General features: G+C 70.0%; 20 protein-coding genes and 2 tRNA genes. 9 read left to right on the forward strand and 13 right to left on the reverse strand.

Features of this window, described 5'->3' with window-relative positions; all coding sequences use genetic code 11:
* Nucleotides 1-48: 48 nt before the first annotated feature.
* Nucleotides 49-1500 carry a catalase gene (locus ACFVH0_RS27815; RefSeq protein ID WP_385824520.1) on the reverse strand — a complete coding sequence of 484 codons (1452 nt, stop codon included), beginning with the start codon at nucleotides 1498-1500 and terminating at the stop codon, nucleotides 49-51.
* Nucleotides 1501-1661: 161 nt separating this feature from the next.
* On the opposite strand from ACFVH0_RS27815, the gene ACFVH0_RS27820 reads away from it, so the two are divergent.
* From ACFVH0_RS27820 to ACFVH0_RS27835, 4 genes are all read left to right on the forward strand, one after another.
* Nucleotides 1662-2081 carry a Fur family transcriptional regulator gene (locus ACFVH0_RS27820; protein ID WP_266912408.1) on the forward strand — a complete coding sequence of 140 codons (420 nt, stop codon included), beginning with the start codon at nucleotides 1662-1664 and terminating at the stop codon, nucleotides 2079-2081.
* A gap of 207 nt (nucleotides 2082-2288) precedes the next feature.
* Nucleotides 2289-3098 carry an ABC transporter ATP-binding protein gene (locus tag ACFVH0_RS27825; protein WP_385824522.1) on the forward strand — a complete coding sequence of 270 codons (810 nt, stop codon included), beginning with the start codon at nucleotides 2289-2291 and terminating at the stop codon, nucleotides 3096-3098.
* A complete protein-coding gene (locus ACFVH0_RS27830; protein WP_385824524.1) occupies nucleotides 3095-3964 on the forward strand; it encodes an ABC transporter permease in 870 nt (289 codons plus the stop codon). The genes ACFVH0_RS27825 and ACFVH0_RS27830 overlap by 4 nt, the downstream gene beginning before the upstream one ends.
* A gap of 32 nt (nucleotides 3965-3996) precedes the next feature.
* The gene (locus ACFVH0_RS27835; protein ID WP_385824526.1) at nucleotides 3997-5139 is read left to right on the forward strand and encodes an ABC transporter substrate-binding protein; all 1143 of its coding nucleotides are present in this window, start codon (nucleotides 3997-3999) and stop codon (nucleotides 5137-5139) included.
* Between the two features lie 62 nt (nucleotides 5140-5201).
* Here ACFVH0_RS27835 and ACFVH0_RS27840 read toward each other — a convergent pair.
* From ACFVH0_RS27840 to ACFVH0_RS27855, 4 genes are all read right to left on the reverse strand, one after another.
* A tRNA-Met gene (locus tag ACFVH0_RS27840) sits at nucleotides 5202-5275 on the reverse strand.
* Nucleotides 5276-5394: 119 nt separating this feature from the next.
* Nucleotides 5395-7515: a tetratricopeptide repeat protein gene (locus ACFVH0_RS27845; protein WP_385824528.1), complete on the reverse strand. Its 2121-nt coding sequence runs from the start codon at nucleotides 7513-7515 to the stop codon at nucleotides 5395-5397.
* A gap of 213 nt (nucleotides 7516-7728) precedes the next feature.
* Nucleotides 7729-7802, reverse strand: a tRNA-Met gene (locus tag ACFVH0_RS27850).
* Between the two features lie 52 nt (nucleotides 7803-7854).
* Entirely contained in the window at nucleotides 7855-10821 is a 2967-nt protein-coding gene (locus ACFVH0_RS27855) for a UPF0182 family protein (protein ID WP_385824607.1), read from the reverse strand.
* Between the two features lie 137 nt (nucleotides 10822-10958).
* Here ACFVH0_RS27855 and ACFVH0_RS27860 point away from each other — a divergent pair, with 137 nt between their 5' ends.
* Nucleotides 10959-11519, forward strand: a complete 561-nt coding sequence (locus tag ACFVH0_RS27860) for a PPA1309 family protein (RefSeq protein ID WP_385824529.1) — start codon at nucleotides 10959-10961, stop codon at nucleotides 11517-11519.
* Nucleotides 11520-11550: 31 nt separating this feature from the next.
* Here the strand turns inward: ACFVH0_RS27860 and ACFVH0_RS27865 are convergent, their stop codons facing one another.
* The 4 genes from ACFVH0_RS27865 to ACFVH0_RS27880 form a co-directional block, all read right to left on the reverse strand.
* Nucleotides 11551-12639: a PDZ domain-containing protein gene (locus ACFVH0_RS27865; RefSeq protein WP_385824531.1), complete on the reverse strand. Its 1089-nt coding sequence runs from the start codon at nucleotides 12637-12639 to the stop codon at nucleotides 11551-11553.
* A gap of 143 nt (nucleotides 12640-12782) precedes the next feature.
* Nucleotides 12783-12953 carry a hypothetical protein gene (locus tag ACFVH0_RS27870; RefSeq protein WP_385824533.1) on the reverse strand — a complete coding sequence of 57 codons (171 nt, stop codon included), beginning with the start codon at nucleotides 12951-12953 and terminating at the stop codon, nucleotides 12783-12785.
* A gap of 129 nt (nucleotides 12954-13082) precedes the next feature.
* The gene (locus ACFVH0_RS27875; RefSeq protein WP_385824535.1) at nucleotides 13083-13544 is read right to left on the reverse strand and encodes a molybdenum cofactor biosynthesis protein MoaE; all 462 of its coding nucleotides are present in this window, start codon (nucleotides 13542-13544) and stop codon (nucleotides 13083-13085) included.
* A 120-nt stretch (nucleotides 13545-13664) separates the two neighbouring features.
* Complete coding sequence (locus tag ACFVH0_RS27880; RefSeq protein ID WP_385824538.1) at nucleotides 13665-14807, reverse strand: SDR family oxidoreductase; 1143 nt, start codon at nucleotides 14805-14807, stop codon at nucleotides 13665-13667.
* Nucleotides 14808-14999: 192 nt separating this feature from the next.
* Between ACFVH0_RS27880 and ACFVH0_RS27885 the strand changes: the two genes are divergently transcribed.
* Both ACFVH0_RS27885 and ACFVH0_RS27890 read left to right on the forward strand, forming a co-directional pair.
* Nucleotides 15000-16460, forward strand: coding sequence for a zinc-dependent metalloprotease (locus ACFVH0_RS27885; RefSeq protein ID WP_385824540.1), 1461 nt, complete (start codon nucleotides 15000-15002; stop codon nucleotides 16458-16460).
* Nucleotides 16457-17002, forward strand: a complete 546-nt coding sequence (locus ACFVH0_RS27890) for an NUDIX hydrolase (RefSeq protein ID WP_385824542.1) — start codon at nucleotides 16457-16459, stop codon at nucleotides 17000-17002. The genes ACFVH0_RS27885 and ACFVH0_RS27890 overlap by 4 nt, the downstream gene beginning before the upstream one ends.
* A gap of 80 nt (nucleotides 17003-17082) precedes the next feature.
* Here ACFVH0_RS27890 and ACFVH0_RS27895 read toward each other — a convergent pair whose 3' ends face one another.
* The 4 genes from ACFVH0_RS27895 to ACFVH0_RS27910 form a co-directional block, all read right to left on the reverse strand.
* Entirely contained in the window at nucleotides 17083-17838 is a 756-nt protein-coding gene (locus ACFVH0_RS27895) for an AIM24 family protein (protein WP_385824544.1), read from the reverse strand.
* Between the two features lie 19 nt (nucleotides 17839-17857).
* The gene (locus tag ACFVH0_RS27900; RefSeq protein ID WP_189273532.1) at nucleotides 17858-18538 is read right to left on the reverse strand and encodes an AIM24 family protein; all 681 of its coding nucleotides are present in this window, start codon (nucleotides 18536-18538) and stop codon (nucleotides 17858-17860) included.
* Between the two features lie 11 nt (nucleotides 18539-18549).
* Nucleotides 18550-20241, reverse strand: coding sequence for a TerD family protein (locus tag ACFVH0_RS27905; protein ID WP_385824546.1), 1692 nt, complete (start codon nucleotides 20239-20241; stop codon nucleotides 18550-18552).
* Nucleotides 20242-20348: 107 nt separating this feature from the next.
* Nucleotides 20349-20972, reverse strand: coding sequence for a M48 family metallopeptidase (locus ACFVH0_RS27910; RefSeq protein ID WP_385824548.1), 624 nt, complete (start codon nucleotides 20970-20972; stop codon nucleotides 20349-20351).
* A gap of 236 nt (nucleotides 20973-21208) precedes the next feature.
* On the opposite strand from ACFVH0_RS27910, the gene ACFVH0_RS27915 reads away from it, so the two are divergent.
* Together ACFVH0_RS27915 and ACFVH0_RS27920 are read left to right on the forward strand one after the other, a co-directional pair.
* The gene (locus ACFVH0_RS27915) at nucleotides 21209-22354 is read left to right on the forward strand and encodes a ThiF family adenylyltransferase (protein WP_385824550.1); all 1146 of its coding nucleotides are present in this window, start codon (nucleotides 21209-21211) and stop codon (nucleotides 22352-22354) included.
* A gap of 41 nt (nucleotides 22355-22395) precedes the next feature.
* The gene (locus ACFVH0_RS27920; RefSeq protein ID WP_385824552.1) at nucleotides 22396-23865 is read left to right on the forward strand and encodes an ABC1 kinase family protein; all 1470 of its coding nucleotides are present in this window, start codon (nucleotides 22396-22398) and stop codon (nucleotides 23863-23865) included.
* The last annotated feature ends 3 nt before the right edge of the window (nucleotides 23866-23868 follow it).

Genomic DNA, 23868 nt, shown 5'->3' on the forward strand with positions numbered 1-23868 from the left:
TCCCCCGGGAGGGAGACCGGCCCACCGGTCGACGGCAAACCGCCCGGATCAGCCGCGAAGGGCCTGGACCGCGGCCTCCAGACGCTTGCCGAAGTCACCGTCCGCCTGGCGGAAGTTGTTGATCGCGCGCTCGGCGATGTCGTCGCGCGAGACCTTGGCGATGAACCCGGCGAGGTTGTCGATCAGCCGGGCCTTCTCGTCCTCGGAGTAGAGCCGGTACAGGTTTCCGGCCTGCACGAAGTCGTTGTCCTCGGCGTGGCTCGGGGCCGCGTGCGTGGCGATCTCACCGGTGACGGTGGTGGGCCCCCACAGCGGACGGTCGGTCTGGACCGGACCGCCGAAGCTGTTCGGCTCGTAGTTCTTCGCGCCCTTGTGGCGGCCGTCGTACAGGTAGCCGTCCCGGCTGTTGGTACGCGCCTCGGTGGCGTGCGGGCGGTTCACCGGCAGGTGGTCGGCGTTGATGCCGACGCGGTAGCGGTGGGCGTCGCCGTACGCGAAGAGACGGCCCTGGAGCATCTTGTCGGGGGAGGGACCGATACCCGGCACGAAGTGCGCGGGGCTGAAGATCGACTGCTCGGTCTCCGCGAAGATGTTCTCCGGGTTGCGGTTGAGCTCCAGCTTCCCGATCTCGATCGGCGGGTAGTCCGCGTGCGGCCACACCTTGGTGAGGTCGAACGGGTTGAAGCGGTACGTGGCCGCCTCGGCCGCCGGCATGATCTGGACCTGCACCGTCCAGGACGGGAAGTCGCCGCGCTCGATCGCCTCGCGCAGATCGCGCTGGTGGCTGTCCGGGTCCTCACCGGCGAGCTTGTTGGCCTCGGCCTGGGTGAGGTTCTTGATGCCCTGGTCGGTCTTGAAGTGGTACTTGACCCAGAAGACCTCGCCGGCCTCGTTGTTCCACTGGAACGTGTGCGAGCCGTACCCGTTCATGTGGCGCAGCGTGGCCGGGATGCCCCGGTCACCGAAGAGCCAGGTCACCTGGTGGGTGGACTCGGGCGACAGCCCCCAGAAGTCCCAGACGTTGTCCGCCTCCTGCGAGCCGGTGTACGGGTCGCGCTTCTGGGTGTGGATGAAGTCGGGGAACTTGATGGCGTCCTTGATGAAGAACACCGGGGTGTTGTTGCCGACGAGGTCGTAGTTGCCCTCTTCGGTGTAGAACTTCAGCGCGAAACCGCGGGGGTCGCGCACCGCGTCGGCCGAGCCGAGGTTGCCCGCGACGGTCGAGAAGCGCAGGAAGGTCTCGGTCTGCTTGCCGACCTCGGAGAGGAACTTGGCCCGCGTCCACTGCGAGACGTCACGGGTCAGCGTGAACGTGCCGTACGCGCCGGCGCCGCGGGCGTGCACGATGCGCTCCGGAATGCGCTCACGGTTGAAGTGCGCGAGCTTCTCCAGCAGCGACTGGTCCTGCACCAGGACGGGACCGCCGACGCCCGCGGTCTGGCTGTTCTGGTTGTCGGCGACCGGCGCGCCGGCCTCCGTGGTGAGCGGTCCCTGCGTCACGTGCGCCTCCTGCGTCGTTCCTGCACATTCGTCTCGAACTGCACAGCCTGTCCCTTGGCGTATGCCGGTGCCGATCCTACAATGGACTTAGTCCAAGTCAAGTGAACATCCAAAGTCACACCCGTTCGGGACCTGGTCCCTCCACTGTTAGGCTTGTTTCTATGAGTGACCTGTTGGAACGACTTCGCGGACGCGGCTGGCGCATGACTGCGCAGCGGCGCGTCGTGGCCGAGGTCCTCGACGGGGACCATGTGCACCTGACGGCCGACGAGGTCCACGCGCGGGCCGTGGCCAAGCTGCCCGAGATCTCCCGCGCCACCGTCTACAACACGCTGGGCGAGATGGTGACGCTCGGCGAGGTCATCGAGGTCTCCACCGACCGCCGCGCCAAGCGGTACGACCCGAACGCGCACCGGCCGCACCACCACCTGGTCTGCGCGAGCTGCGGCACGATCCGCGACGTGCACCCGGCCGGCGACCCGATGGCGGACCTGCCGAGCGACGAGCGCTTCGGTTTCACGGTCTCCGGCGTCGAGGTGACCTACCGCGGCATCTGCCCGAACTGCGCGGCGACGGGCTGAGCCGAGCCACTCCTCACGACGAAGGCCCCGGTGCGAGCATCATTCGCACCGGGGCCTTCCGCGTGATCCCCCGCACAGGGGGACGCACCTCCCCGCCACCGGCACGTGCGCACCCCCTTCCCGAATCTGACGGGTAGTCATATCGTCTGCGGCGATCACGTCCGCCCCGCGGCGGATCCGCACCTCGATACGCCCGAGGAGAGACCCGTGGGAGATCCGCACCCGACCCCACCCGCCACCGCAGCCACCAGTCCCAAGCTCCGCGCCGAAGCGCTCACCCGCTCGTTCGGGCGCGGCGCCAAGGCCCTGCCCGCCCTCGGTCCGCTCGATCTCTCCGTCGCGCCGGGCGAGTTCACCTGCGTCGTCGGCCCGTCCGGCTGCGGCAAGTCCACGCTGCTCAGGATCGCCGCCGGACTGCTCCGCCCCAGCTCCGGCGAGCTGTCCATCCGTACGGCCGCATCCCGCCCGGCGGCGATGATCTTCCAGGACTACGGCATCTACGACTGGAAGACCGTGCTCGCCAACGTCCGGTTCGGTCTCGACATCCAGCGCACACCGCGCAAGGAGGCCGACGCCAGGGCGCGCGACTGGCTGGCCCGGATGGGGCTCTCCGACTTCGCGGGGGCGTACCCGGCCGCCCTCTCCGGCGGTATGCGGCAGCGGGTCGCGATCGCCCGCGCCCTCGCTGTCGAACCCGAGATACTGCTGATGGACGAGCCGTTCGCGGCGCTCGACGCCCAGCTGCGCACCATCCTCCAGGACGAGCTGCTCGACCTCACCCAGACCACCCGTACCACCACCCTCTTCATCACCCACAGCCTCGAAGAGGCGATCGTGCTCGGGGACAGGGTGCTGGTGATGTCCGCCAGGCCGGGGCGGATCATCGCCGAGCGCCGCCCGCCGTTCGGCCGGCCGCGCACCGGCACGGTCCGGTCGGCACCCGAATTCACCGCGCTGAAGAGCGAGTTGTGGGAACTCCTGCGCGGCGAGGTGCGCAGGGAGGCGGTCCCGGCATGACCATCACCGTGAACACCACGAAGCCCGACGAGGGCCTTCTGATCCGCAGGCCGGGCCCGCAGGAACTGCGTCCGGTACGCACCCACCGCAGGCGCCGCGCCCTGGAGATCGCGCTCGCCGTCGCCGTACCCCTGTTCCTCGTGCTGCTCTGGCAACTGGCCGCCACGCAGTCCTGGATCGACGCCCGGGTCTACCCCGCCCCCTCCACCATCCTGTCGGACGGCCTGGACCGGGCGGGCGCCGGTGAACTGTGGCCGGATGTATGGGCCACGCTCAAGCGGGTCCTCGGCGGCTATGCGATCGGCACCGTCGCGGGGTACGCGCTCGGCCTGCTGATGGGCTCGCTCTCCCTCGTACGGGCGGCGCTGGAGCCGTTGCTCGACGCCCTGTACGTCGTGCCGAAGCTGGCCCTGCTGCCCGTCTTCCTCAACATGTTCGGCCTCGGCGAAGGGCCGCAGATCGCTCTGGTCGCCGCGACCGTCTTCTTCTTCGTCTGGATCTCCACCATGGCGGCCGTGCTCGCCGTCCCGGCCGGCCACCGGGATGCCGGCCAGGTCTTCGGCGCCTCGCACTGGCAGATGTTCCGCCACGTACTGCTGCCCGCGTCGCTGCCCGCGGTACTGGTCGGGGCACGGATCGCGGCAGGAGTGGCCGTGCTAGTCATCGTCGCCTCCGAGCAGATCGCCGCGGCCGACGGTCTCGGCCATCTGATCTTCGACTCCCGGGCGCTGTTCCAGAACGACGTGATGTTCGTCGGCATCGTGTGTGTGGCGGTCCTCGGTGTCGTCTTCTCCGAAGTCGTGCGGATCGCCGGGCGGCTGCTCACGCCGTGGGCCCCGCGCGACCGCGGCCCCGGTCGGTCCTGAACGGCTCCCCACGCTCTTCGTACGGAGGCACTGTGCGTACCCACACCCGCTTCATATGCACCGTCGTGCTCGTCACGGCATCCCTGCTCGGCGCGGCGGGCTGCGCCGGGCACGACTCCGGCGGCGACGGTGCCGCCGCCGCGCCACGCACCGTCAGGCCCGTCGCGGGCTGTGGCGCCGGAAGCTGGACCGACCCGGCCGACCTCGCCCCCGACCGGAAGGCGGCCCGCTGCGACAAGGGCGCACCGGCCGCCCAGCCCCTGGCGAAGAAGCGGAAGATCACCGTGGCCACCGGCACCCTGAGCGCGGAGTACGTCGCTCCGCTCCAGGTCGCGGTGGCGAAGGGAGAGTTCGCGAAGGAAGGGCTGGACGTCGAACTGAAAGTGCTGCCCACCCCCGACGCCCTGCCGCTGCTCGCCAAGGGCGATGTGGACGCCCAGTGGGCGGCTCCCGAGGCAGCCGTGATGAACGGCATCAACGGCGGCTTCGACATCAAATGGGTCGCGGGGAACTTCTCCCCCGACCCCACCTCCAAGAGCGGTCTGTGGGTGCGTCTCAAGGACGGCGAGAGCGCCGATCACGTCGAGATGGCGGGCCGGAAGCTGGGCACCATGATCGGCAAGGGTTCGGTCATCGCGTACCCGATGGACACCTCCCTGAAGAAGCACGGCGGCGGCCTCGACAGGATCAGCTTCCAGCAGCTCGGCTCCGCGGACGTGCTGACCGCACTGCAGAACGGCGGCGTGGACTCCGCCTGGCTGCTCGACCCGATCTGGCGCAAGGTGGACGGCGACAAGAGGTACGCGTTCCTGGGAGGCCAGCCCGTCGGTGAACCGCTCGGCGGCCTGCTCTTCGGCCCGACGCTGCTGAACGAGGACCAGGACGCGGGCGTCGCCTTCCTCCGCGCCTACATCCGGACGGTGAACACCTACTTCGCCGGCGACTACAAGTCCGATCCCGGTTTCGTCACCGAGCTGGCGAAGCTGATGAAGACCGACGAGGCCACGTTGCGGTCGACCCCGTCGATGCGGATGGACTGGGAGATACGGAAGGGCACGACGGACCGGCTGCAGGAGGCGTACGCCGACTCGGGAGTGTCGAAGGGCGCCTCGGTGCCGGAGACGAAGGCCGTCGACCGGGCGATGTGCTCGGAGGCGGTGGGACACAAACTCTGACTCACACGCAGCACACACACAGAAGGCCGGATCCTCGAAAGGATCCGGCCTTCTGTCTTCAGTAGCGGGGACAGGATTTGAACCTGCGACCTCTGGGTTATGAGCCCAGCGAGCTACCGAGCTGCTCCACCCCGCGTCGTTGTGTTTAGAACTGTACGTCACCGCTGCCGACCAGCGCAAATCCGTTCCGGCGCCCCGCGGGGAGGGGCACGGGACGCCGCTCGCACGACGCCCCGCACCCGGCCTCGCGCGGACCTACGCGGTCAGCTCCTGGTGCAGTGCCTCCCGCAGCCGGGCAGCCCGTTCGGCGACCTCCGCCGGACCCAGCTCCACCGCCCGGGCACACCAGCGCTGCCCCTCGGTCAGCTCACCGCGGCGGGCGGCCAGCAGGGCGAGGCGCAGCGCGGCCCGGCCGTGCCCGTCGTTCGCGGCGCGGCTCCACCACAGGGCGGCCTCGCGCTCGCTGCCCTCGCGGGCGAGCAGCAGCCCGAGGTTGAAGGCACCGTTGCGGCTGCCGGACTCGGCTGCTTCGCGGTACCAGCGGGCGGCGCTGTCCACGTCACCGCGGGCCGCCGCGAGCATCCCGACCCGCACCTGGGCACGGCGGTGCCCCTGTTCGGCGGCCCGCTCGTACCACTCCTCGCACTCGGTCTTCTCCGGCATCGGCTCGCCGAGCGCGGGCGGGCCGGGCGGCGGCTGCCGCGAGTCCAGCACCCCGGCCAGCCGGAAGGCCGCCTCCGCGCTGCCGCCGCCCGCCGCGCAGCGCAGATGGCGCTCCGCCTCCTGCTCCTCGCCGTGGTGCAGCAGAGCCATGCCGACCTGGAGGGCGGCCTCGGTGTGCCCGGCCGCCGCGGCACGCTCGTACCAGACCAGCGCCATGCGGTCCTCGTCGCGCCCGGCGTACAGGATGCCGAGGTTGAACGCCGCGTCCACGCTGCCCGCCTCGGCCGCCTTGGAGAACCAGGGCTCGGCACCGGTCGCGTCGCCCGCCTGGAGCAGGAGTACGGCCAGTGCGTTGGCGGCCTCGCGGTGGCCTGCGTACGCGGCACGGCGGTACCACTGCTCGGCCTGCGGCGTACGGTCCTGGGCCGCGCAGAGCAGGCCGAGGTTGTAGGCGCCGTTGACGTCGCCCGCGTCCATGGCGGCGCGGTACCAGCGCTCGGCGGTCTGCTGCTCGCCACGGGCCGCGTGCAGTGCCCCCAGGGCGTTGGCGGCGTTGCCGTCGCCGTCCTGGGCGGCGCGCAGCCACCACACGGCGGCGCTCTCCTCGTCGCCCGCGTCGCGCAGCAGGAAGCCGAGCGCACAGGCGGCGCGCGCCTCGCCCGCCTTCGCGGAGATGAGGTACCAGCGGCCGGCCTCCTTGGGCTCGCCGCGCTGTTCGAGGATGGCGCCGAGGTGCAGGGCGGCACGCCGGTGACCGCGCGCGGCGGCCTGGCGGTACCACTGCTCGGCCTCGCCCACCCGCCCGGTCGCCGGACCTGCCACCGGGCCGTCGTCCTTGCGCACCACGGGACGTCCGGCCGCACCGGGGCGGTCACCCGCGCCGGGGCCCAGCCCCGGGCGGCCGAAGGCGTCGTGCGGGTCGTCGCCGGCGTTGCGGTCCAGCAGGCGCGCGAGGCGGTACGCGGCCTCCCGGTGCCCCTGCTCGGCGGCGGCGCGCAGCCAGCGCTCCGCGCCGACGTCGCTGCGGTGCTCCAGCAGATCGGCCAGGGCGTACGCGCCCAGCGCGTGGCCCTGCTCGGCGGACTGCCGGAGCCAGTATTCGGCGCCGGGCTCGTCGCCGCGCTCGCGGTAGTGGCGGCCCAGCGCGTGCGCGGCGGCGGCGGACCCCGCGACGGCGGCGATGCGCCACCAGCCGGCCGCGTCGTCGGTGTATCCGCGCTGGTGGAGCAGGACGCCCAGGTTGTTGGCAGCGGCCCGGTCGCCGTCCGCGGTGGCGCCGCGCAGATAGGGCTCGGCGCCGTCCAGGTCGCCGCGGCGCAGCAGCAGGGCGCCGAGCACGCTCATCGACGCGGTGTCCCCGGCGTCGGCGGCGCGACGGTGCCGCGCCTCGCTCTCGGCACTCTCCGGACTCTCGGCACCACCAGGAGTCTCCGTGGCCCCGACGGTTCCGGCGCCCCCCTCGGCCCCGGCGCTTCCCGTGCTCTCTGTGAACTCCGTGCTCTCGACGGTCGCGGCACACCCCGCAGTCTCGGCAGTCTCGGTCGCCTTGATGATCTCAGGTGTCTCGGGTGTCTCAGGTGTGTCAGTGGTCTCGTTGCTCTCGGTGGCGGCAACGCCAAAAGCCGCATTCATCGCGTTACCCGTCCGATGAACGCGATGCTGCACAAACCGCCCTGTCTCCAACAGAGTTGCCCTGTCCCCCATAAATACCATCGTCGCACCGCCTGCCACCCGCGTACACCTGGTATAGCGCGGCCAGTTAGGTCACTTCAGCGTTTTGTCGACATGCCCACAGAGAGATAAGTCAAACACGTCCGGAGCCAACTCGTGCCCCGCGAACCGCACTTCACGCACCCTGCACAAGAAAGTCGCCGTGGCACGACGAAGGCCCGGATCCTCGAAAGGATCCGGGCCTTCGTCTTTCAGTAGCGGGGACAGGATTTGAACCTGCGACCTCTGGGTTATGAGCCCAGCGAGCTACCGAGCTGCTCCACCCCGCGTCGTTGTGGTGAAACCGTACCACGACGCGGGGGTGAGCCCTTACCGGGTTACTCAGCCACCGCTGTCAGCGCCGGCCGGCTTGTCTCCCTTGTCGGCACCGTCAGCCGCCTTGTCGGCGCCGCCCGCCTTGTCCGGGCCGTTCGCGTTGTTCGCGCTGCCCGACTTCGGCTGGGCGGCCGCCGCGCGCTGGAGCGCGTCCTGCAGATCCGCCTGGGCCTTGCCGTAGGCGGCCCAGTCCTGCTCCTTGAGGGCCGCCTCGCCCTCCGAGTATGCCTTCTGCGCGTCCGCGATCGCCTTCTTCAGCGCCGCGTCACCGGTGGCCGGAGGCTGCGTGGTGCCCGGTGGCCGGGTGGTGTCCGGCGGCTCGGTGGTGCCGGAGTCCGTCACCCCGAAGACCGCGTTGAGCGCCTCCCCGAGGCTGTTCTCGAAGACGGTCTTCGACCCGTACGAGGCGGCGACCTTGCGCAGCAGCGGATAGTTCTGCGTGCCACCGCGCGTGTACACCGGCTCGATGTAGAGGAAGCCCCCTTCCAGCGGCACGGTCAGCAGGTTGCCGTACTCGATGTCGGAGTCGGTCCCCTTCAGGTTTCTCACGAACTCGGCGACATCGTCGTTGCCGTTGAGCTCACTCTGTACCTGTCCGGGGCCCTTCACCGTGGTGGTGACTCTCAGCAGCCTTATCGTGCCGTAGTCCTTGCTGGCCGCATCGGCGTCCACCGCCATGAACGCCCCGAGGTCGGGCCGTCCCTTCGGGGTGAAGGTCGTCGTCAGCGAGAACTTCTGAGCCGTCTGGTCCGGCATCTTTATGCTCAGGTAATACGGCGGGACGGAGCCGGACTCCTTGTTGGTCGGGTCGTCCGGGACCTGCCAGGCGTCACTGCCGCTGTAGAACTGCGCGGGGTTCGTGACGTGGTAGCGGGTCAGCAGCTCACGCTGCACCTTGAACAGGTCCTGCGGGTAGCGCAGGTGGTCCATGAGCTGCTTCGGGATGTCCGCCTTGGGCTCCACGGTCCCCGGGAACGCCTTGCGCCAGGTCTTGAGGACCGGGTCCTCGGTGTCCCACTCGTACAGCTTGACCTTGCCGTCGTAGGCGTCGACGGTGGCCTTCACCGAGTTGCGGATGTAGTTGACCTGGTTCTGCTGGGCGACGACCGCGCGCTGGTTGGTGGTCAGCGAGTCGGCCGTGGTGTCACCGAGCGTCGTACGGGAGGCGTACGGGTAGCCGTTGGTGGTGGTGTACGCGTCGACGACCCACTGGATGCGGCCGTTCACCACGGCCGGGTAGGCGTCGCCGTCGATGGTCAGCCACGGGGCGACCGCCTCGACGCGCTCCTTGGGCGTGCGGTTGTAGAGAATCCGCGAGCCCTCGCCGATGGCTCCCGAGTAGAGGATCTGCGGCTCGCTGAACGAGACCGCGTACGCGGCGCGGTTGAACGCGTTGGAGAGACTGACCCCGCTGTCGCCCTTGTAGCTGGTGGTCTTCTCGCCGTCCTCCTCGTAGTCGAGCTCCTTCTGGGGCCCGCCGACGATGGAGTACTGCTCGGTCTTCTCGCCGTAGTAGATCTGCTGCTCGTACTCGCCGAGCTCACCCGACGTCGGCAGGCCGGACTCGGTGAAGTCCGGGGAACCCTTCGGGTTCTTGCCCGTCGTCGTACCCCGGGCGGCGATGGCGCCGTAACCGTGGGTGTAGGTGAAGTGGTCGTTGATCCAGTTGCGCTTGGGGATGCCGTCGAGGTTGAGCTCGCGCAGACCGATGACCGTGTCCTGGTCCTTGCCCGCGGCGTCCTTGTAGCGGTCGACGTCCAGCGTCTTGGGGAACTGGTAGTAGTTCCTCTTCTGCTGGAGCTGCTGGAAGGCCGGGGAGACGACATTGGGGTCCATCACCCGGTAGCTGGCGGCCTCGTTCGCGCTGGCACGCAGCTTGGCGTCGTCGTCCGTCGTGCTCTTGCCGGAGTAGTCGTCGACCTTCGCGTCGTCGATGTCGTACGCGTCACGCGTCGCCTCGATGTTCTTCCGGATGAACGGGGCTTCCTTGGCCTGCTCGTTCGGCTGGACCTGGAACTTCTGCACGATCGCGGGGTACAGCCCGCCGATCAGGATCGCCGAGAGCACCATCAGGCCGAAGCCGATGACCGGGAGCTGCCAGGTGCGGCGCCAGAGCGTCGCGAAGAACAGCACGGCGCAGATCGCGGCGATGCAGAACAGGATGGTCTTGGCCGGCAGATAGGCGTTGGCGTCGACGTACCGCAGACCCGTCCAGTTGTCCGTGGCCTTGAAGTCGCTGGACTTCACGGCCAGGCCGTACCGGTCGAGCCAGTACGCCACAGCCTTCAGCGAGACGAAGACGCCGAGCAGCACCGACAGATGGCCGGTGGCCGCGCCGGTCGCCCGCGCTCCGGGGCTGGTGATGCGCAGCCCGCCGTACAGGTAGTGGGTCATCGCGGCGGCGATCAGCGAGAGCACCGTGGCCGCGAAGCCGAAGCCCAGCAGGAAGCGGTACCAGGGCAGATCGAAGGCGTAGAAGGACACGTCCAGATGGAACTGGGGGTCCTTCTGCCCGAACGCCACGCCGTTCACATACATCAGCCAGGTACGCCACTGGCCGGAGGCGGATGCTCCGGCGATCAGACCGACGAGCGCGGTGATCGCGAGCAGCACCCACTTCTTGTGCGGGGCGAGGCTCATCCGGTAGCGGTCCAGGCTCTGCTGTTCCAGCGACATCGCGCTCAGCGGCGGCCGGAGCCGGTGCGCGAGCCAGATGTTCAGGCCGACGGCGACGGCCATCAGCAGTCCGAAGACGAGGAACAGCCCGATCTTGGTCCACAGGGTGGTGGTGAAGACGGACGAATACGCGACCGACCGGTACCACAGCCAGTCAGTCCAGAACCCGGCGAACATGACGAACGCCATGGCGAGAACCGCCAGGACGCCCAGTGTCATGAGCAGGGTACGGGCACGCCGGGACGGGCGGCCGACTCTGATCCGTGGCCCGGTCGGGCCTCCGCCGCGGTCCGGCATCTGGAAAGCCAACGTGCGCACCTCGAAGTTCGCGGGTCGTGTGAAGCGGGCCCAGCGATCGTAGAGCCCACCTATGCAACTTACTGAGGCTTTACCTAGTTCCCGTTCCCGGGGCGGAAGGAGGCAGGATATTGACCATGCCCAACGTTTCCCCCTCAGGCCCCCCGATGGCCGCCAGCCCGCTCACCGTCGCCGTGCTCGAAATCGACGAGTACATCTCCGGCCTCGGCTGGGACCAGCCTGCCCGGCTCTTCGCCCTGGTCGACACCGCCAAGCTGCGGGTCCAGGAGCCCGGTCTCGCCGCCCAGCTCGGTCTGGACAGCGCCGAATCCCCGACTTCCGCACTGACCCCCATCGAGCAGGACGAGCTGCCGCCGGGCACCGCCCTGGACGAGTTCCTCGCCACGATCGCCTGGCCCGACGCGGTGATCGGATGCGCGATGACGGTGGAGCGGCTGATGCTGCCGCCGTCCGCCGAGGCATCCGTGCCCGAGGGGCTCAGCGACGCCCAGCTGACCAAGTGGGTCGCCAAACACCCGGAGCGTCAGGAGGTGCGGATGACCGTGGCGGTCCTGCGGGACGGTACGCGTGAGTCGGCCGTACGGCTGCGTGCGAAGGACACCCCGAGCGAGGTGCGGACCGGCGCCGGTCTGGTGCCCGGTCTGGCCGACGCGCTGGCCGCGACCTTCGAGGGCTGACCTCCCGGCGCCTCCCCCGCAGGGGGCGCGGTCAGCTCGCCGAGCAGCTCGGCAGCCCGGCCGTGTCCCCCGCACGGATCTTCTCCAGCGACTTCTTCGCGTCGTCGATCGTCTTCACCTTCACGAGCGTGAGTCCGCTCGGGGTGTCGGCGGCGGCGGACTTGCAGTTCTCGTCCGGCGTCAGGAAGTACCTGGCGCCCGCGTCGCGCGCGCCGACCAGCTTCATGTTGATGCCGCCGATCGGGCCGACCTTGCCCTTGTCGTCGATCGTGCCGGTGCCCGCGATGAACTTGCCGCCCGTGAGCTTGCCGGGGGTCAGTTTGTCGATGATGCCCAGCGAGAACATCAGACCGGCGCTCGGGCCGCCGACATCGGCGAGCTTGATGTCGATCCGGAACGGGAACGTGTGGTCCGTCCCGGCCTGGATACCGACGATCGCGCGGTCCTCCTTGGGCGCCTTCGCGGTGGTGATGACGATCTTCCGGCTGCCCTCGGGCTCCTTGCCGGCCTTCTCGGCGGCCTCCGCCGTACGGGCGGGGATGATCGTGAAGGTGACCTTCTGACCGGGGTCGCGGCGGGTGACGAGCTTCGCGACGTCCTCGGGCTGCTCGACGGCCGTGCCGTCGACCTCCTTGATCACGTCGCCGGCGTGCAGCTTGCCCTGGGCCGGGCTGTCCTTGATGACCGTGGAGACCACGACACGCGAGGTCACCGGGATCTTCAGCTCGTTCAGCGCGGCGACCTTGGCGCTCTCCTGGGACTGGCTGAACTCCTCGGCGTTCTCCTGCGTCGACTGCTGCTCGGTCTTGCCGTCGGGGTAGAGCGTGTCGTGCGGTACGACCACGCTGTCGTGGGCCAGCCAGCCGTAGACGGACTCGACGAGGTTCATGTTGTAGTCGGCACCGGTGACTCTGACCGTTGTCATGTTGAGGTTGCCGGACGTCGGGTACGTCTTGTGCCCGGAAATCTGCAGGACGGGTTCGCCGCCGACCTCGCCGAGGGTGTTCACGGTCGGCCCGGGAGACATCTCCGAATACGGCACTTTGATCAGCACGCCTGCGCAGAGCAGCGCGATGAGGACCAGGGTCGAGGCGAGCATCGTCGCGGTGCGGCGTGGCATGGAACGACAGTACGGGAAGGGTCTGTCAGTGCACCGCCGGGGCCGGTCCGTACGAGGCGGGAAGCCGGGCGCGGGCTGTGCCGGAGGGCGTCGGCAGTCGGAGCCGCGATGCGGATTGGCAACTGCGTACGCGCGAGGAAACGTCAGGCGACATCGGAACCGGAGTGCGGCTTCTCCATCGCCTCGCGGAACCTGGCATAGCCGGCGAGTTCGGAGACATCGCCGGTCGTTCGATTACGGGTGGCCCAGCTTCCCCATATCGCAGCGCCGAGCGCAGCGAAAAGCGGAATCAGCAACCAGGCAAGTGCTGCCATTACGACCTCCCTACCCCAATGAGCGACCGCAACTGACCGATCAGCAGATTAACCGTCTGGACCACCAACGCTCACGGCAGGGGTGGGGTTACGCAAATCGGACCGGACGGCCTCCTGGCCGGCTTGCGCTCAGCAGGCTCCGACCCATTCCTCGGTGCCGTCCGAGAAGCGCTGGTGCTTCCAGATCGGAACCTCGTGCTTGAGGTCGTCGATGAGCTTCCGGCAGGCCGCGAACGCCTCGGCGCGGTGCGGGCAGGAGACGGCGACGATCACCGCGAGATCGCCCACTTGGAGGTCACCCACCCGGTGGACAGCGGCCAGCGCCCGGACCGGGAAGTCCGCCACGACCTTCTCGGCCACCCGGCGCATCTCGTCCTGCGCCGAGGGGTGGCAGGAGTACCCGAGCGCGCCGACGTCCTGGCCGCCGTCGTGGTTGCGCACCGTGCCGACGAAGAGCGCCGTGCCGCCCGCGGCGTCGTCCCCGACGGCCCGGAAGACCTCGTCGACGGAGAGCGGGGTGTCGCGGATCTCCAGCAGCCGGACGGGGTCGCCCGCCGCCCGCTCGCCGGGGTGGTCATAGGTGGGAGCCATGGGGCCCATGGTGCCGCACGGCGCCGACAAGGCGGAATAGCGCTTTCCACCGGCGGGCCGCCCCTGACCTTGGAGCCTTCTACAGAAGGTCCCGCTCGGGCGGGCCCCGCCGGGCGGCCCTCAGATGCGGCGGCGGGCCTTGCGGGCGCGGCGGACCAGGGCGGCGGTGCCGAGCAGTGCCACGGTCGCACCGGCGGCACCGGCCGCGGTGGCGTCCTTGCGGCCGAGACGGCGTCCCGCGACGGTGTGCCTGCCCTCGACCTCTTCGAGGAGCGCGGCGAGCACCTCCTCGTTGGTCCAGGCCGGGCGCCAGCCCACGTCGTGCAGCCGGCTCACACTGACCACCCAGGGGTGCATCGTGTACGCCAGATCGCCCGCCGGGGACGGGGTGAGGCCGATCCGGTGCAGCCGGGCGGCGGCGCCCAGGGCCACCGCGGAGGGCAGCTCCATCCGGCGCACGCCGCTGAGCTCCTCGACCTCCTCCTGCTCCAGCCAGCCGTCGCAGCCGACCGCGAACTCGCCGTCGATCTTCTCCAGCGCGGCGTACTCCAGGGCCGTGACCAGGTCGTCGACGTGGCAGAACTGCCAGGCCGGACGCGATCCGGCGACGACCAGGAGGCGCGGCGACTCGAAGTAGCGGGTCAGCGCGGTGTCCGTACCGCCGACCAGGACGGTGGGCCGGACCACGGTCACGTTGAGTCCGGGGTGGGCGCGGGGCGCGCGGCGGCCGAGCCGTTCGATCTCCAGGAGGTCGCCGACGCCGGTGGCCTCGGCGGTGGCGCGCAGCTCGGCGTCCTCGGCGAGCGGGACGTCGTTGTCGGGCAGCGCCCCGTAGACCATCGCCGACGTGCACAGCACGACCCGGTGGACACCGACGGCCGCGGCGGCCGTCAGCACGGTCTGGGTGCCGCGCACGTTGTAGGCGGTACGGGCGGCGGGGTCGGTCTCCAGGTCGAGATCGAGTGCGAGGTGCACCACGACGTCCGCGCCGCGCAGCTTCTCCGCGATGGCGGGGTCGCGTACGTCGAGGATGTGCCAGGTCGCCTCGGAGACCTCTCCTCGGCGTTCGTCGATGGCGATGACCTGCTTGATCTCCTCGGATGCCGCGAGGCGTGCGGTGAGCAGCTCGCCCACGCCCCCTGCCGCTCCGGTGACCGCGACGACGGGGCCACGATGCCTGGAGCGGTTCTTTTCTGGTTTGTTCTCGGTCGAGGGGGCGGACAGGTTTCGCGCTGCGCGAACCTGAGGATCTGGGGAACTCACCGGGCGTCTCCAGCGGTTGTCTTCAGTACGTACCCGAATGACGCGTGCGTACCAGGTGGCGTCCATCCTGCCGCAGGCCGGGAGCCGGCGGAGCACTGAGGCCCTAAGCGGACTTTTGGTGTCTACGCTGGATGGTGATGTCGGGCAGTCGCCGTCGGTTCGAGCCGGCGGCCCTACGAGCCGAGGAAACCCGTGAGTGACACCCCATTCGGATTCGGCCTTCCGCCGGAGGAGCCGGAGAACGGCGACGAGGGCAAGAAGAAGGACCCCACCGGAGGTGGGCAGGGTTCGGGCGGGCCTGCGAACCCGTTCGGCTTCGGGCCCGGCGCGGGCGGGGACAACCCGTTCGCGGCGATGTTCGGCACGATGAACCCCAATGACCTGGGCGCCGCCTTCCAGCAGCTCGGCCAGATGCTGAGCTACGAGGGCGGTCCCGTGAACTGGGACATGGCCAAGCAGATCGCCCGCCAGACGGTCTCGCAGGGCACGCCGGACGGCACGAAGGACGCCAGCGTCGGCCCGTCCGAGCGGTCCGCCGTGGACGAGGCGCTGCGCCTGGCCGACCTCTGGCTGGACGGCGTGACGTCGTTGCCCTCCGGTTCGGTCTCCACCGTGGCGTGGAGCCGTGCGGAGTGGGTCGAGGCGTCCCTTCCCGCCTGGCAGAAGCTGGTCGACCCGGTGGCGGAGCGTGTCGGTCTCGCGATGGGCGATGTGCTGCCCGAGGAGATGCAGGCGATGGCCGGCCCGCTGATCGGCATGATGCGGTCGATGGGCGGCGCCATGTTCGGCCAGCAGATCGGGCAGGCCGTCGGGGTGCTCGCGGGCGAGGTGGTCGGTTCGACCGACATCGGCCTGCCGCTGGGCCCGGCGGGCAAGGCCGCCCTGCTGCCGCTGAACGTGGAGCGGTTCGGCAAGGACCTCAGTGTGCCGCAGGATGAGGTGCGGCTGTACCTCGCGCTGCGCGAGGCCGCCCACCAGCGTCTCTTCGCCCACGTTCCGTGGCTGCGCTCGCATCTGTTCGGTGCCGTGGAGGGGTATGCGCGCGGCATCAAGGTCGACACCAGCAAGCTGGAGGACGTGGTCGGCCAGTTCGACCCGTCGCAGCCCGAGCAGCTCCAGGACGCTCTTCAGCAGGGCATGTTCCAGCCGGAGGACACTCCGGAGCAGAAGGCCGCCCTGGCCCGGCTGGAGACGGCTCTCGCGCTGGTCGAGGGCTGGGTGGACGCCGTGGTGCACGAGGCCGCGAAGTCCCGTCTGACCTCGGCGGACGCGCTGCGCGAGACGATGCGCAGGCGCCGCGCCTCCGGCGGCCCCGCCGAGCAGACCTTCGCCACGCTCATCGGCCTCCAGCTGCGCCCGCGCCGGCTGCGTGACGCCTCGCGCCTGTGGGCCTCGCTCACCGACGCGCGCGGTCTGGACGGGCGCGACGCCCTGTGGGAGCACCCCGACATGCTGCCCACGGCCCACGACCTGGACGATCCGGACGGCTTCGTGCACCACGAGCAGCTGGACTTCTCCGAGCTGGACAAGATGCTCGGCGAGGCCGCGAAGGGCCCGCAGAAGCCCGCCGCGGACGCGGACGACAAGGGCGAGGCCGGCACCGGGGAGACCGAGGACCGCGAGGACGACGGCAAGGGCGACAGCGACCGGTGAGCCTGTACGACGACGCCGTTCTCGTACTGAAGGGGTACGAGAGCCCGGACCGGGCCCAGGTCGAGCTGCGCCAGGGCTACCTCGACCACCTGGCACAGCACCCCGACGGCATGTGGAAGGCCTGCGGCGCCGGCCATCTGACGGCGAGCGCGCTGGTCATCGACCCGGAGCGCGGCAGGGTGCTGCTCACCCTGCACCGCAAGCTCCGGATGTGGCTCCAGATGGGCGGTCACTGCGAGCCGCTGGACGAGTCGCTCGCCGGCGCGGCGCTGCGGGAGGCGACCGAGGAGTCCGGCATCACCGGGCTGACTCTGCTCGGTGGCGGCCCGGTGAGGCTGGACCGCCACCCGATCCCCGCTCCCTGCCACTGGCACCTGGACGTGCAGTACGCGGCGCTGGCACCCTCCGGGGCGACGGAGCAGATCAGCGAGGAGTCACTGGACCTGCGCTGGTTCGCCTACGACGAGGTCGCCTCGGTGGCCGACGCCTCGGTCGTACGGCTGATGGAGCGGACCCGCGCCGAGCTGGAGCGGCGCGGGTAGGAACCGTCTGCGGCACGGGTGAGGGGTGGTCTCCGCGGAGACCACCCCTCACCCGTGTTCGCGTGCCGGTGCCCGGTGGTTCAGTTCCAGGAGTTGTTCTGGTTCTGACCGTGGGCGCCCTGCTGGCCCATGCCGAACTGGGCGCGGACGCCCTGGCCGATCTCGTGGTTCTGCGGGGGCAGCACCTCGCTCGGCTGCACCAGGGCGAAGCCCTGGCCGAGGAAGCTGAGCTCCCAGCCCTCTCCGGTGTTCCCGCGCCGCCGCCAGACTCCCGAGGAGTGCGTCTGGGCCTGCATCTGGACCCGCAGCGAGCTGGACCAGGCGACGATCGCGTCGGCGTCGGCGTTGACGTACTTGTCCGGCGTGACCTGCATCATCAGCGGCTGGCCCGAGGTCATCAGGGCGACCTTGCCGGTGCCGGAGATGTTGAGCTGGTACTTCCCGGTGCCCGAGATGCCGTACTGGCTGTCCACCGCGATGACCTCGGTGTGCAGCGAGGAGTCCAGCGCCAGGACATAGGCGCTGTCCACCGTGATGCCGTCATGGTCGACGTCCACGACGTGGATGTACTGCGCGAGGTTGGCGAGGTAGACGGTGCCCTGCCCGGAGCAGCGCATCAGGTCGAGGCCCTCACCGGTGTTCGCGCGGGCGCGGCGCTGTCCGTGCGACTGGTACTCGCCGTCGAACTCCATCAGCCCCTGGTACGCGACCATGGCGCCCTTGCGGGCGAGGACGTCGTCGTGGCCGGTCAGCGAGACCCGCAGGAGCTGCGGGTTCTGGACGGTGTACCGGTCCTGGGACTGCTGTTCGGTGTAGCTGAAGAGCGGACTCTGCATGGTGTGTTCTCCTCCCCCGTCAGTTCCGGACCCGCAGGCGGTCGGTACTGTCCTCGCTCGGCTGTACGACGACGATGCCCTGGCCGGAGAACGCCATCTGGTACGCCTCGCCGCTGCCCCGCCCGATGAGCGAGGATGCCTTGAAGCTGCGCTTGCCCTTCACCTTGAGGTTCGGGGACCACGCCACGAGGGCGTCCGGGTCGACGTAGGTCTCGTCCTCACCGCGTCCGCAGTCGACGACGATCGGTGTGCCGCGCGAGGTGATCGCGACCCAGCCGGTGCCCGAGATGCAGACGTTCCACAGGCCCTGGCCTGCGAACTTGGCGAGGCCCTTGACCCGCTCCACGCCCCAGGTGAGATGCCCGTCGAAGGCCAGGACGTTGGTGCCGTTGACCGAGAGGGAGTCGTTGTTGAGGTTGATGACGACCACATCGGCGCCGTAGTCGGCGAGGTAGAGGAGTCCGTCGCCGGAGCACTTCATGATCGGTGCGCCCTCGCCGGTGATCCACTGGGAGGCGATCTGGCGGACGGCGGGCGGGTTGGGTTCGTACTGGATGAAGCCCTCGTACGCGACCATGGAGCCGGTACGTGCGTAGAGGTCCTGGCCGGTGGCCATGGCGACCTTGAGCATCGTGCGGCCGTGGTTCTCCATACGGGCCGTGACGGGGGTCGGGGCGTAGCCCGCGAGCTGCTGATTCATGACGGGCTCCCTCAGACCTCGTAGGGCTGGACGACGATGAAGTTGCCGGGGGCGCCCCGGAACTGGAGGTTCACGGTCTCCCCGCTGTGTCCCGGGTACGCGTTGCGGCGCAGCCGGACCTGGCTGGAGATGATCACCTGGGACGCGGACGACCAGGCCACGACGGCGTTGCAGTCGGCGAAGGTGGTCGGCGTGACCGGCAGGACGACGGGGACGCCGTGGGTCTTGACGATGACCGTGCCGGTGCCCTGGAACTGCATGGTGAACAGGGCGCCGCCGGGGATGCCGTGGCCCTCGATCCTGCGGACCTCGTGCTGCAGCGACTCGTCGAAGGCGAGGACGTTCTCCGCCGAGACGCAGATGCCGTCGCCCTGGAGCTCGATGGCGTGCAGATGGGAGCCGTCCTCGGCGAGGAAGACCTGTCCGCGGCCGCTGCAGCGCATCAGCTGCATTTCCTGGCCGGTGGCGTTGCCGACGATGCGGCCGGCGAAACCGGCGCCCTTGTAGCCGAAGTCGACCTTGCCCTGGTACATCACCATGCTGCCCTGGCGGGCGAGCACGGGCGTACCGCCCATGGTGAGGTCGACCCGCATGAGCTGCTGGTTCTGCGGGGTCCAGCGCTGACCGGTGGACGTCTCCTTGTACGGCTGGAGCGCCGCCTGGAGACCGGCACCGGTCTGCGGAACTCCTTGCGGCACGCCCTGGGGCATACCGGGCGGCTGCATTCCCGGCGGCTGCATGCCGGGAGGCTGCATGCCGGGAGGCTGCATGCCGGGAGGCTGCTGACCGTACGGGGCCGGGGCCTGCTGGCCGAACTGGCCGGGGGGCTGCTGCCCGTACGGGGCGGCGGGGGGCACCTGGCCGGGGATCTGCCCGAACTGCGGCTGCTGGGGCGGCTGTCCGTACGGAGCGGGGGCGGGGGCGGGCGGCGGCACCGTGCCACCCTGCGGCGCCAGTGGCGCCGCCATCGTCGGCGCGGCGTGCATCTGCTGCTGCGGTGTGGGAGGCGGGGCCGGGGCAGACGGAGCGCCGAAGGACGGCGCCGGCTGCGGGGGCTGGGGTGCCTGCGGTGCGGGCGGGGCTCCGAAGGACGGGACGGGGGCGGGTGCGGCAGCCTGGGCCGGCGGGGCGAACGACGGTGCCGCGGCCTGCGGCTGAGGTGCGGCGGGCTCTTCCTCGGCGACCTCACCGCCGAAGTTCTTCAGCAGCGCTTCGAGGCCGCCGTCGAAGCCCTGGCCGACCGCGGCGAACCGCCAGACGTCCTTCAGGTAGAAGTCGCCCAGCATCACCGCGCGCTCGGTGGTGAACTCCGAACCGTTGAAGGCGTACCTGACGACTTCCTCGCCACCGGCGACGATCCGGATGTATCCGGGGCCGACCTGGGACATCTGTCCGGCCCCGTCGACCGTCGCGGTGAACGACAGTTTGTGGATGTTCGCCGGAATGCGGTCCAGGGTGACGCGGAACGACTCGGTGTCGCCGGCCTGGGCACCGAGGAGCTGAATGGACTCCTCGGGCGATTTAGGCTGATTGAAGAAGATGAAATACCGGTCGTCGGAGAGCTGCTCATTGGCATCGAGGCCGAAGCAGCTGATGTCAAAGGTCAGTCCCTGACCGGCGATCTGCACACCTACGTACAGATCCGTCCCCGGCGTGAGATCGCTGATCTTGGCCTTGTGGCCGCGTTGGAATTCCCTGGCCATGCGTAACGACCGTCCCCCATCCCGAATGTGAATGCGTCGCGCCAGGCTAACCGCAAAGTCCGACATCGAGCTAAGTCGGTACACACCCGGTACAGAATCGGTGGACGTCACTCACCGCGCGCGGCGGGCAGATGGGGCAGCCGGTCCGCCGCCACCACGCCCTCCAGGTATCCGCGCGCCCGCTCGGTACGCGGATACGCCTCCAGCAGCCGCCAGAAGCGCGGACCGTGACCGGGAACGAGCAGGTGGGCCAGCTCATGGACCAGCACGTAGTCGACGACGTACTCGGGCATGCCCTGCAAGCGGTGCGACAGGCGGATGCTGCCCTCCGCCGGGGTGCAGGACCCCCAGCGGGTGTTCTGGTTGGTCACCCACCGCACCGAAGCGGGCCTGGCCCGGCCCTCGAAATACTGGGCGGACAACCGCTCGGCGCGCTCGGCGAGTTCGCCGTCGCCGAAGACGCGTCTGCTCTCCTGCGCCGCGAGCTTGTCGAGCATCACGTTCACCCAGCGCTGCTCCTCGGCCTCCGACATCCGGGCCGGGATGAGCACGATGGTGCGGTCGCCCTCCCGGTACGCGGAGACCGTTCTGCTGCGGCGGTTGCTCCTGCGGACCTCGACCGCGCTCGTTGCCGAGGCGCGGGGCGGACGGTCCGTCGCGCTGCGCTGCTGGGTTCCGGCACTGCGCGCGGGGGTCTCCCCGGCGATTCCGGGTGACGGGTCGGCGGGCACGCCACGACGTTACCCGGTTGCGGCGGGGGAAGTCCCGTCTCCGGACGGTTCACGCTTGATCCACTCCATGGCATGCACCATTTGAACGACTAATACCCCCTGCCTGTGGATAACTTTCTGCACGCTTCGACGCCTGCCTGCATTCTGACAACGGATCTCGCGAAGATCACGGGCAGCGGCCCGCGAGCGAGGATCCAGGAGCCAAAGAGATCAAGGAACTCAGACCGGGGGTAGCCGTGCATCCGATGTTGAAGCCCGCACTGCGCCGCGCATGGCGCGGCCGGGGCACCGTGCAATTCGGTGTGACTCACGCCCACGCGGTGAAGTTCGGCCCGCTGGATATCGCCACGGGCAGCTTTCTGGAACTGCTCGACGGAACACGCGGCCTGCCGCTGCTGCGAGAGGAGGCCCGAGCGCTGGACCTGTCGGACCATCAAGTGGACGTCTTGGTCCGTCGATTGATGAACGCGGGACTGATCGACGATGTACGGGCCGCCGGCCCGGAGGCCGATGCGTTACGGGACAGGCCGGGCGGCCTGGACCGGCACCGCCCCGATCTGGCCTCGTTGTCCGTCGTCCATCCCGAACCGGGCGGCGGGATGCGACGGCTGGCGGCCCGTAGGGCGATGCGGGTCCAGGTGCGAGGTGCCGGGCGGGTCGGCGCCGCGATCGCGGCGGTGCTGTCCGGGTCCGGGGTGGGCCGGGTGGAGGTGCTGGACGGCGGGCATGCCGAGCCGTGCGACATCTCGCCCGGCGGGCTTCCGCCGGCGTCCGTCGGGGAGCGCAGGGACACCGCCGCCCGGCAGTTGGTGCGCAGATCCGCCGCGGGTCCGGCTCCCCGGGCGGCGGAGACGGCGGGCTCTCCGGCCGGTGGCGAGCCCGGGCTGTCGCTGATCGTGATGGCCCCTCGCGACGGCTTCACGGCGTACGTCCCCGACCCCCGTGCGGCCGATCCGTGGATCGCGTCGGGAACTCCTCATCTCTACGCCGGAGTGATGGAGGCGACGGGGTTCGTCGGCCCCCTGGTCCTGCCCGGGGGTACGGCCTGCGCCGGGTGCCTGGCACTGGACCGCGCGGCAGGCGACACGGACTGGACGCGGATGCTGTCCCAGTGGCAGTCCGGGCGGCGGACTGCCGTGCAGGCCTGTGACCTGGGACTGGCGACTGCGGTCGCGGGGCTCGCGGCCGCCCATGCGCTGTCCTTCCTGGACGGCGAACTGCCCGCGAGCACGGGGGCCCGCTGGGAGGCCGCGCTGCCACTGTTGGACTGGCGGACCGAGCGGTTGGTGCCTCACCTCGGCTGTTCCTGCGGAGCGGCTGGGCACACTGACCGGGAGGGCTCCTCCGGGACCGAAGCGATGCAGGACACAATGGCCGGGTAACCGCCGCACGCGGTACGGCAGTCTGGGATTTGGAGGGGCTCATGTCTGATCTACCCCGGAAAGCGGTCACCCGCACCGCCAAGTTGGCCGCCCTGCCTCTGGGCTTCGCCGGCCGTGCCACGTGGGGTCTGGGCAAGCGGATCGGCGGGAGATCGGCGGAGCTGGTCGCCCGGGAGGTGCAGCAGCGCACCGCGGACCAGTTGTTCAAGGTCCTGGGCGAGTTGAAGGGCGGGGCGATGAAGCTCGGACAGGCACTGTCCGTCTTCGAGTCGGCGCTGCCCGAGGAGGTCGCCGGACCGTACCGGGCGGCGCTCACCAAGCTCCAGGAAGCCGCACCGCCCATGCCCAGTGGCACCGTCCACGCGGTACTGGAGGAGCGGCTCGGCGAGGGCTGGCGGGAGTTGTTCCTCGAATTCGAGGACAAGCCCTCGGCCGCCGCCTCGATCGGCCAGGTGCACCGGGCGGTCTGGCACGACGGGCGGAACGTCGCGGTGAAGGTGCAGTATCCGGGCGCCGGAGAGGCACTGCTCTCGGATCTGACCCAGCTCAGCAGATTCGCCCGCCTGCTCGGCCCGCTGATTCCCGGGATGGACATCAAACCGCTCATCACGGAGCTGCGTGACCGGGTCTCGGAGGAGCTGGACTACGAGCAGGAGGCGGGCTCGCAGCGGGATCATGCCGAGGAGTTCGCGGACGACCCGGATGTCGTGATCCCCGGCGTGGTGCACCAGTCCGACCAGGTGCTGGTGACGGAGTGGATGGACGGTGTCCCGCTGTCCGACGTGATCGCGGAGGGCACACCGGAGCAGCGGGACCGGGCTGGGCAGTTGCTGGCGCGCTTCCTCTTCTCGGGGCCCGCGCGCACCGGCCTGCTGCACGCGGACCCGCATCCGGGCAACTTCCGGCTGCTGCCTCCGGACGAGGAGGCCGGCGAGGAAGGGCAGTGGCGGCTCGGGGTGCTGGACTTCGGGACGGTGGACCGGCTGCCGGGCGGTCTGCCGCAGACCATCGGGGACTCCCTGCGGCTGACGCTGGCGGGCGAGGCGGAGGCGGTGTACGAGCTGTTGCGCGGGGAGGGATTCGTCAAGGACACGATCGACCTCGACCCGGACGCGGTGCTCGACTATCTCCTCCCGATCATCGAGCCGGCGCAGGTGGAGGAGTTCACGTTCACCCGGAGCTGGATGCGCAATCAGGCGGCGCGGATCGCGGATCCCCGCTCCCCCGCCCACCAACTCGGCAAGCAGCTGAATCTGCCGCCCGCCTATCTGCTGATACACCGGGTGACGTTGAGCACGATCGGGGTGCTGTGCCAGCTGGGCGCGACGGTGCGGCTGCGCGACGAGCTCGAATCCTGGTTGCCGGGCTTTCTGCCCGCGGACGAGCAGGCGACTGCGGCACCGGAAGCCGAGGCACAGGAACCTGCGGTGCGGGAGCCCGACGAACAGGAATCCGAGGTGCGGGAGCCCGAGGTGCAGGAGTTGGCGGGTGACGCGCCCCTGGGGGCGTAGGTC

The organism is Streptomyces sp. NPDC127117 (assembly GCF_042677325.1).
Classification (GTDB): Bacteria; Actinomycetota; Actinomycetes; order Streptomycetales; family Streptomycetaceae; genus Streptomyces.

Coding starts and splice junctions, on each gene's coding strand:
- ACFVH0_RS27820 (WP_266912408.1), top strand. CDS start 1,662: ATGAGTGACCTGTTGGAACGACTTCGCGGACGCGGCTGGCGCATGACT.
- ACFVH0_RS27830 (WP_385824524.1), top strand. CDS start 3,095: ATGACCATCACCGTGAACACCACGAAGCCCGACGAGGGCCTTCTGATC.
- ACFVH0_RS27845 (WP_385824528.1), bottom strand. CDS start 7,515: ATGGTATTTATGGGGGACAGGGCAACTCTGTTGGAGACAGGGCGGTTT.
- ACFVH0_RS27855 (WP_385824607.1), bottom strand. CDS start 10,821: ATGCCGGACCGCGGCGGAGGCCCGACCGGGCCACGGATCAGAGTCGGC.
- ACFVH0_RS27860 (WP_385824529.1), top strand. CDS start 10,959: ATGCCCAACGTTTCCCCCTCAGGCCCCCCGATGGCCGCCAGCCCGCTC.
- ACFVH0_RS27865 (WP_385824531.1), bottom strand. CDS start 12,639: ATGCCACGCCGCACCGCGACGATGCTCGCCTCGACCCTGGTCCTCATC.
- ACFVH0_RS27870 (WP_385824533.1), bottom strand. CDS start 12,953: ATGGCAGCACTTGCCTGGTTGCTGATTCCGCTTTTCGCTGCGCTCGGC.
- ACFVH0_RS27875 (WP_385824535.1), bottom strand. CDS start 13,544: ATGGCTCCCACCTATGACCACCCCGGCGAGCGGGCGGCGGGCGACCCC.
- ACFVH0_RS27895 (WP_385824544.1), bottom strand. CDS start 17,838: ATGCAGAGTCCGCTCTTCAGCTACACCGAACAGCAGTCCCAGGACCGG.
- ACFVH0_RS27900 (WP_189273532.1), bottom strand. CDS start 18,538: ATGAATCAGCAGCTCGCGGGCTACGCCCCGACCCCCGTCACGGCCCGT.
- ACFVH0_RS27905 (WP_385824546.1), bottom strand. CDS start 20,241: ATGGCCAGGGAATTCCAACGCGGCCACAAGGCCAAGATCAGCGATCTC.
- ACFVH0_RS27920 (WP_385824552.1), top strand. CDS start 22,396: ATGTCTGATCTACCCCGGAAAGCGGTCACCCGCACCGCCAAGTTGGCC.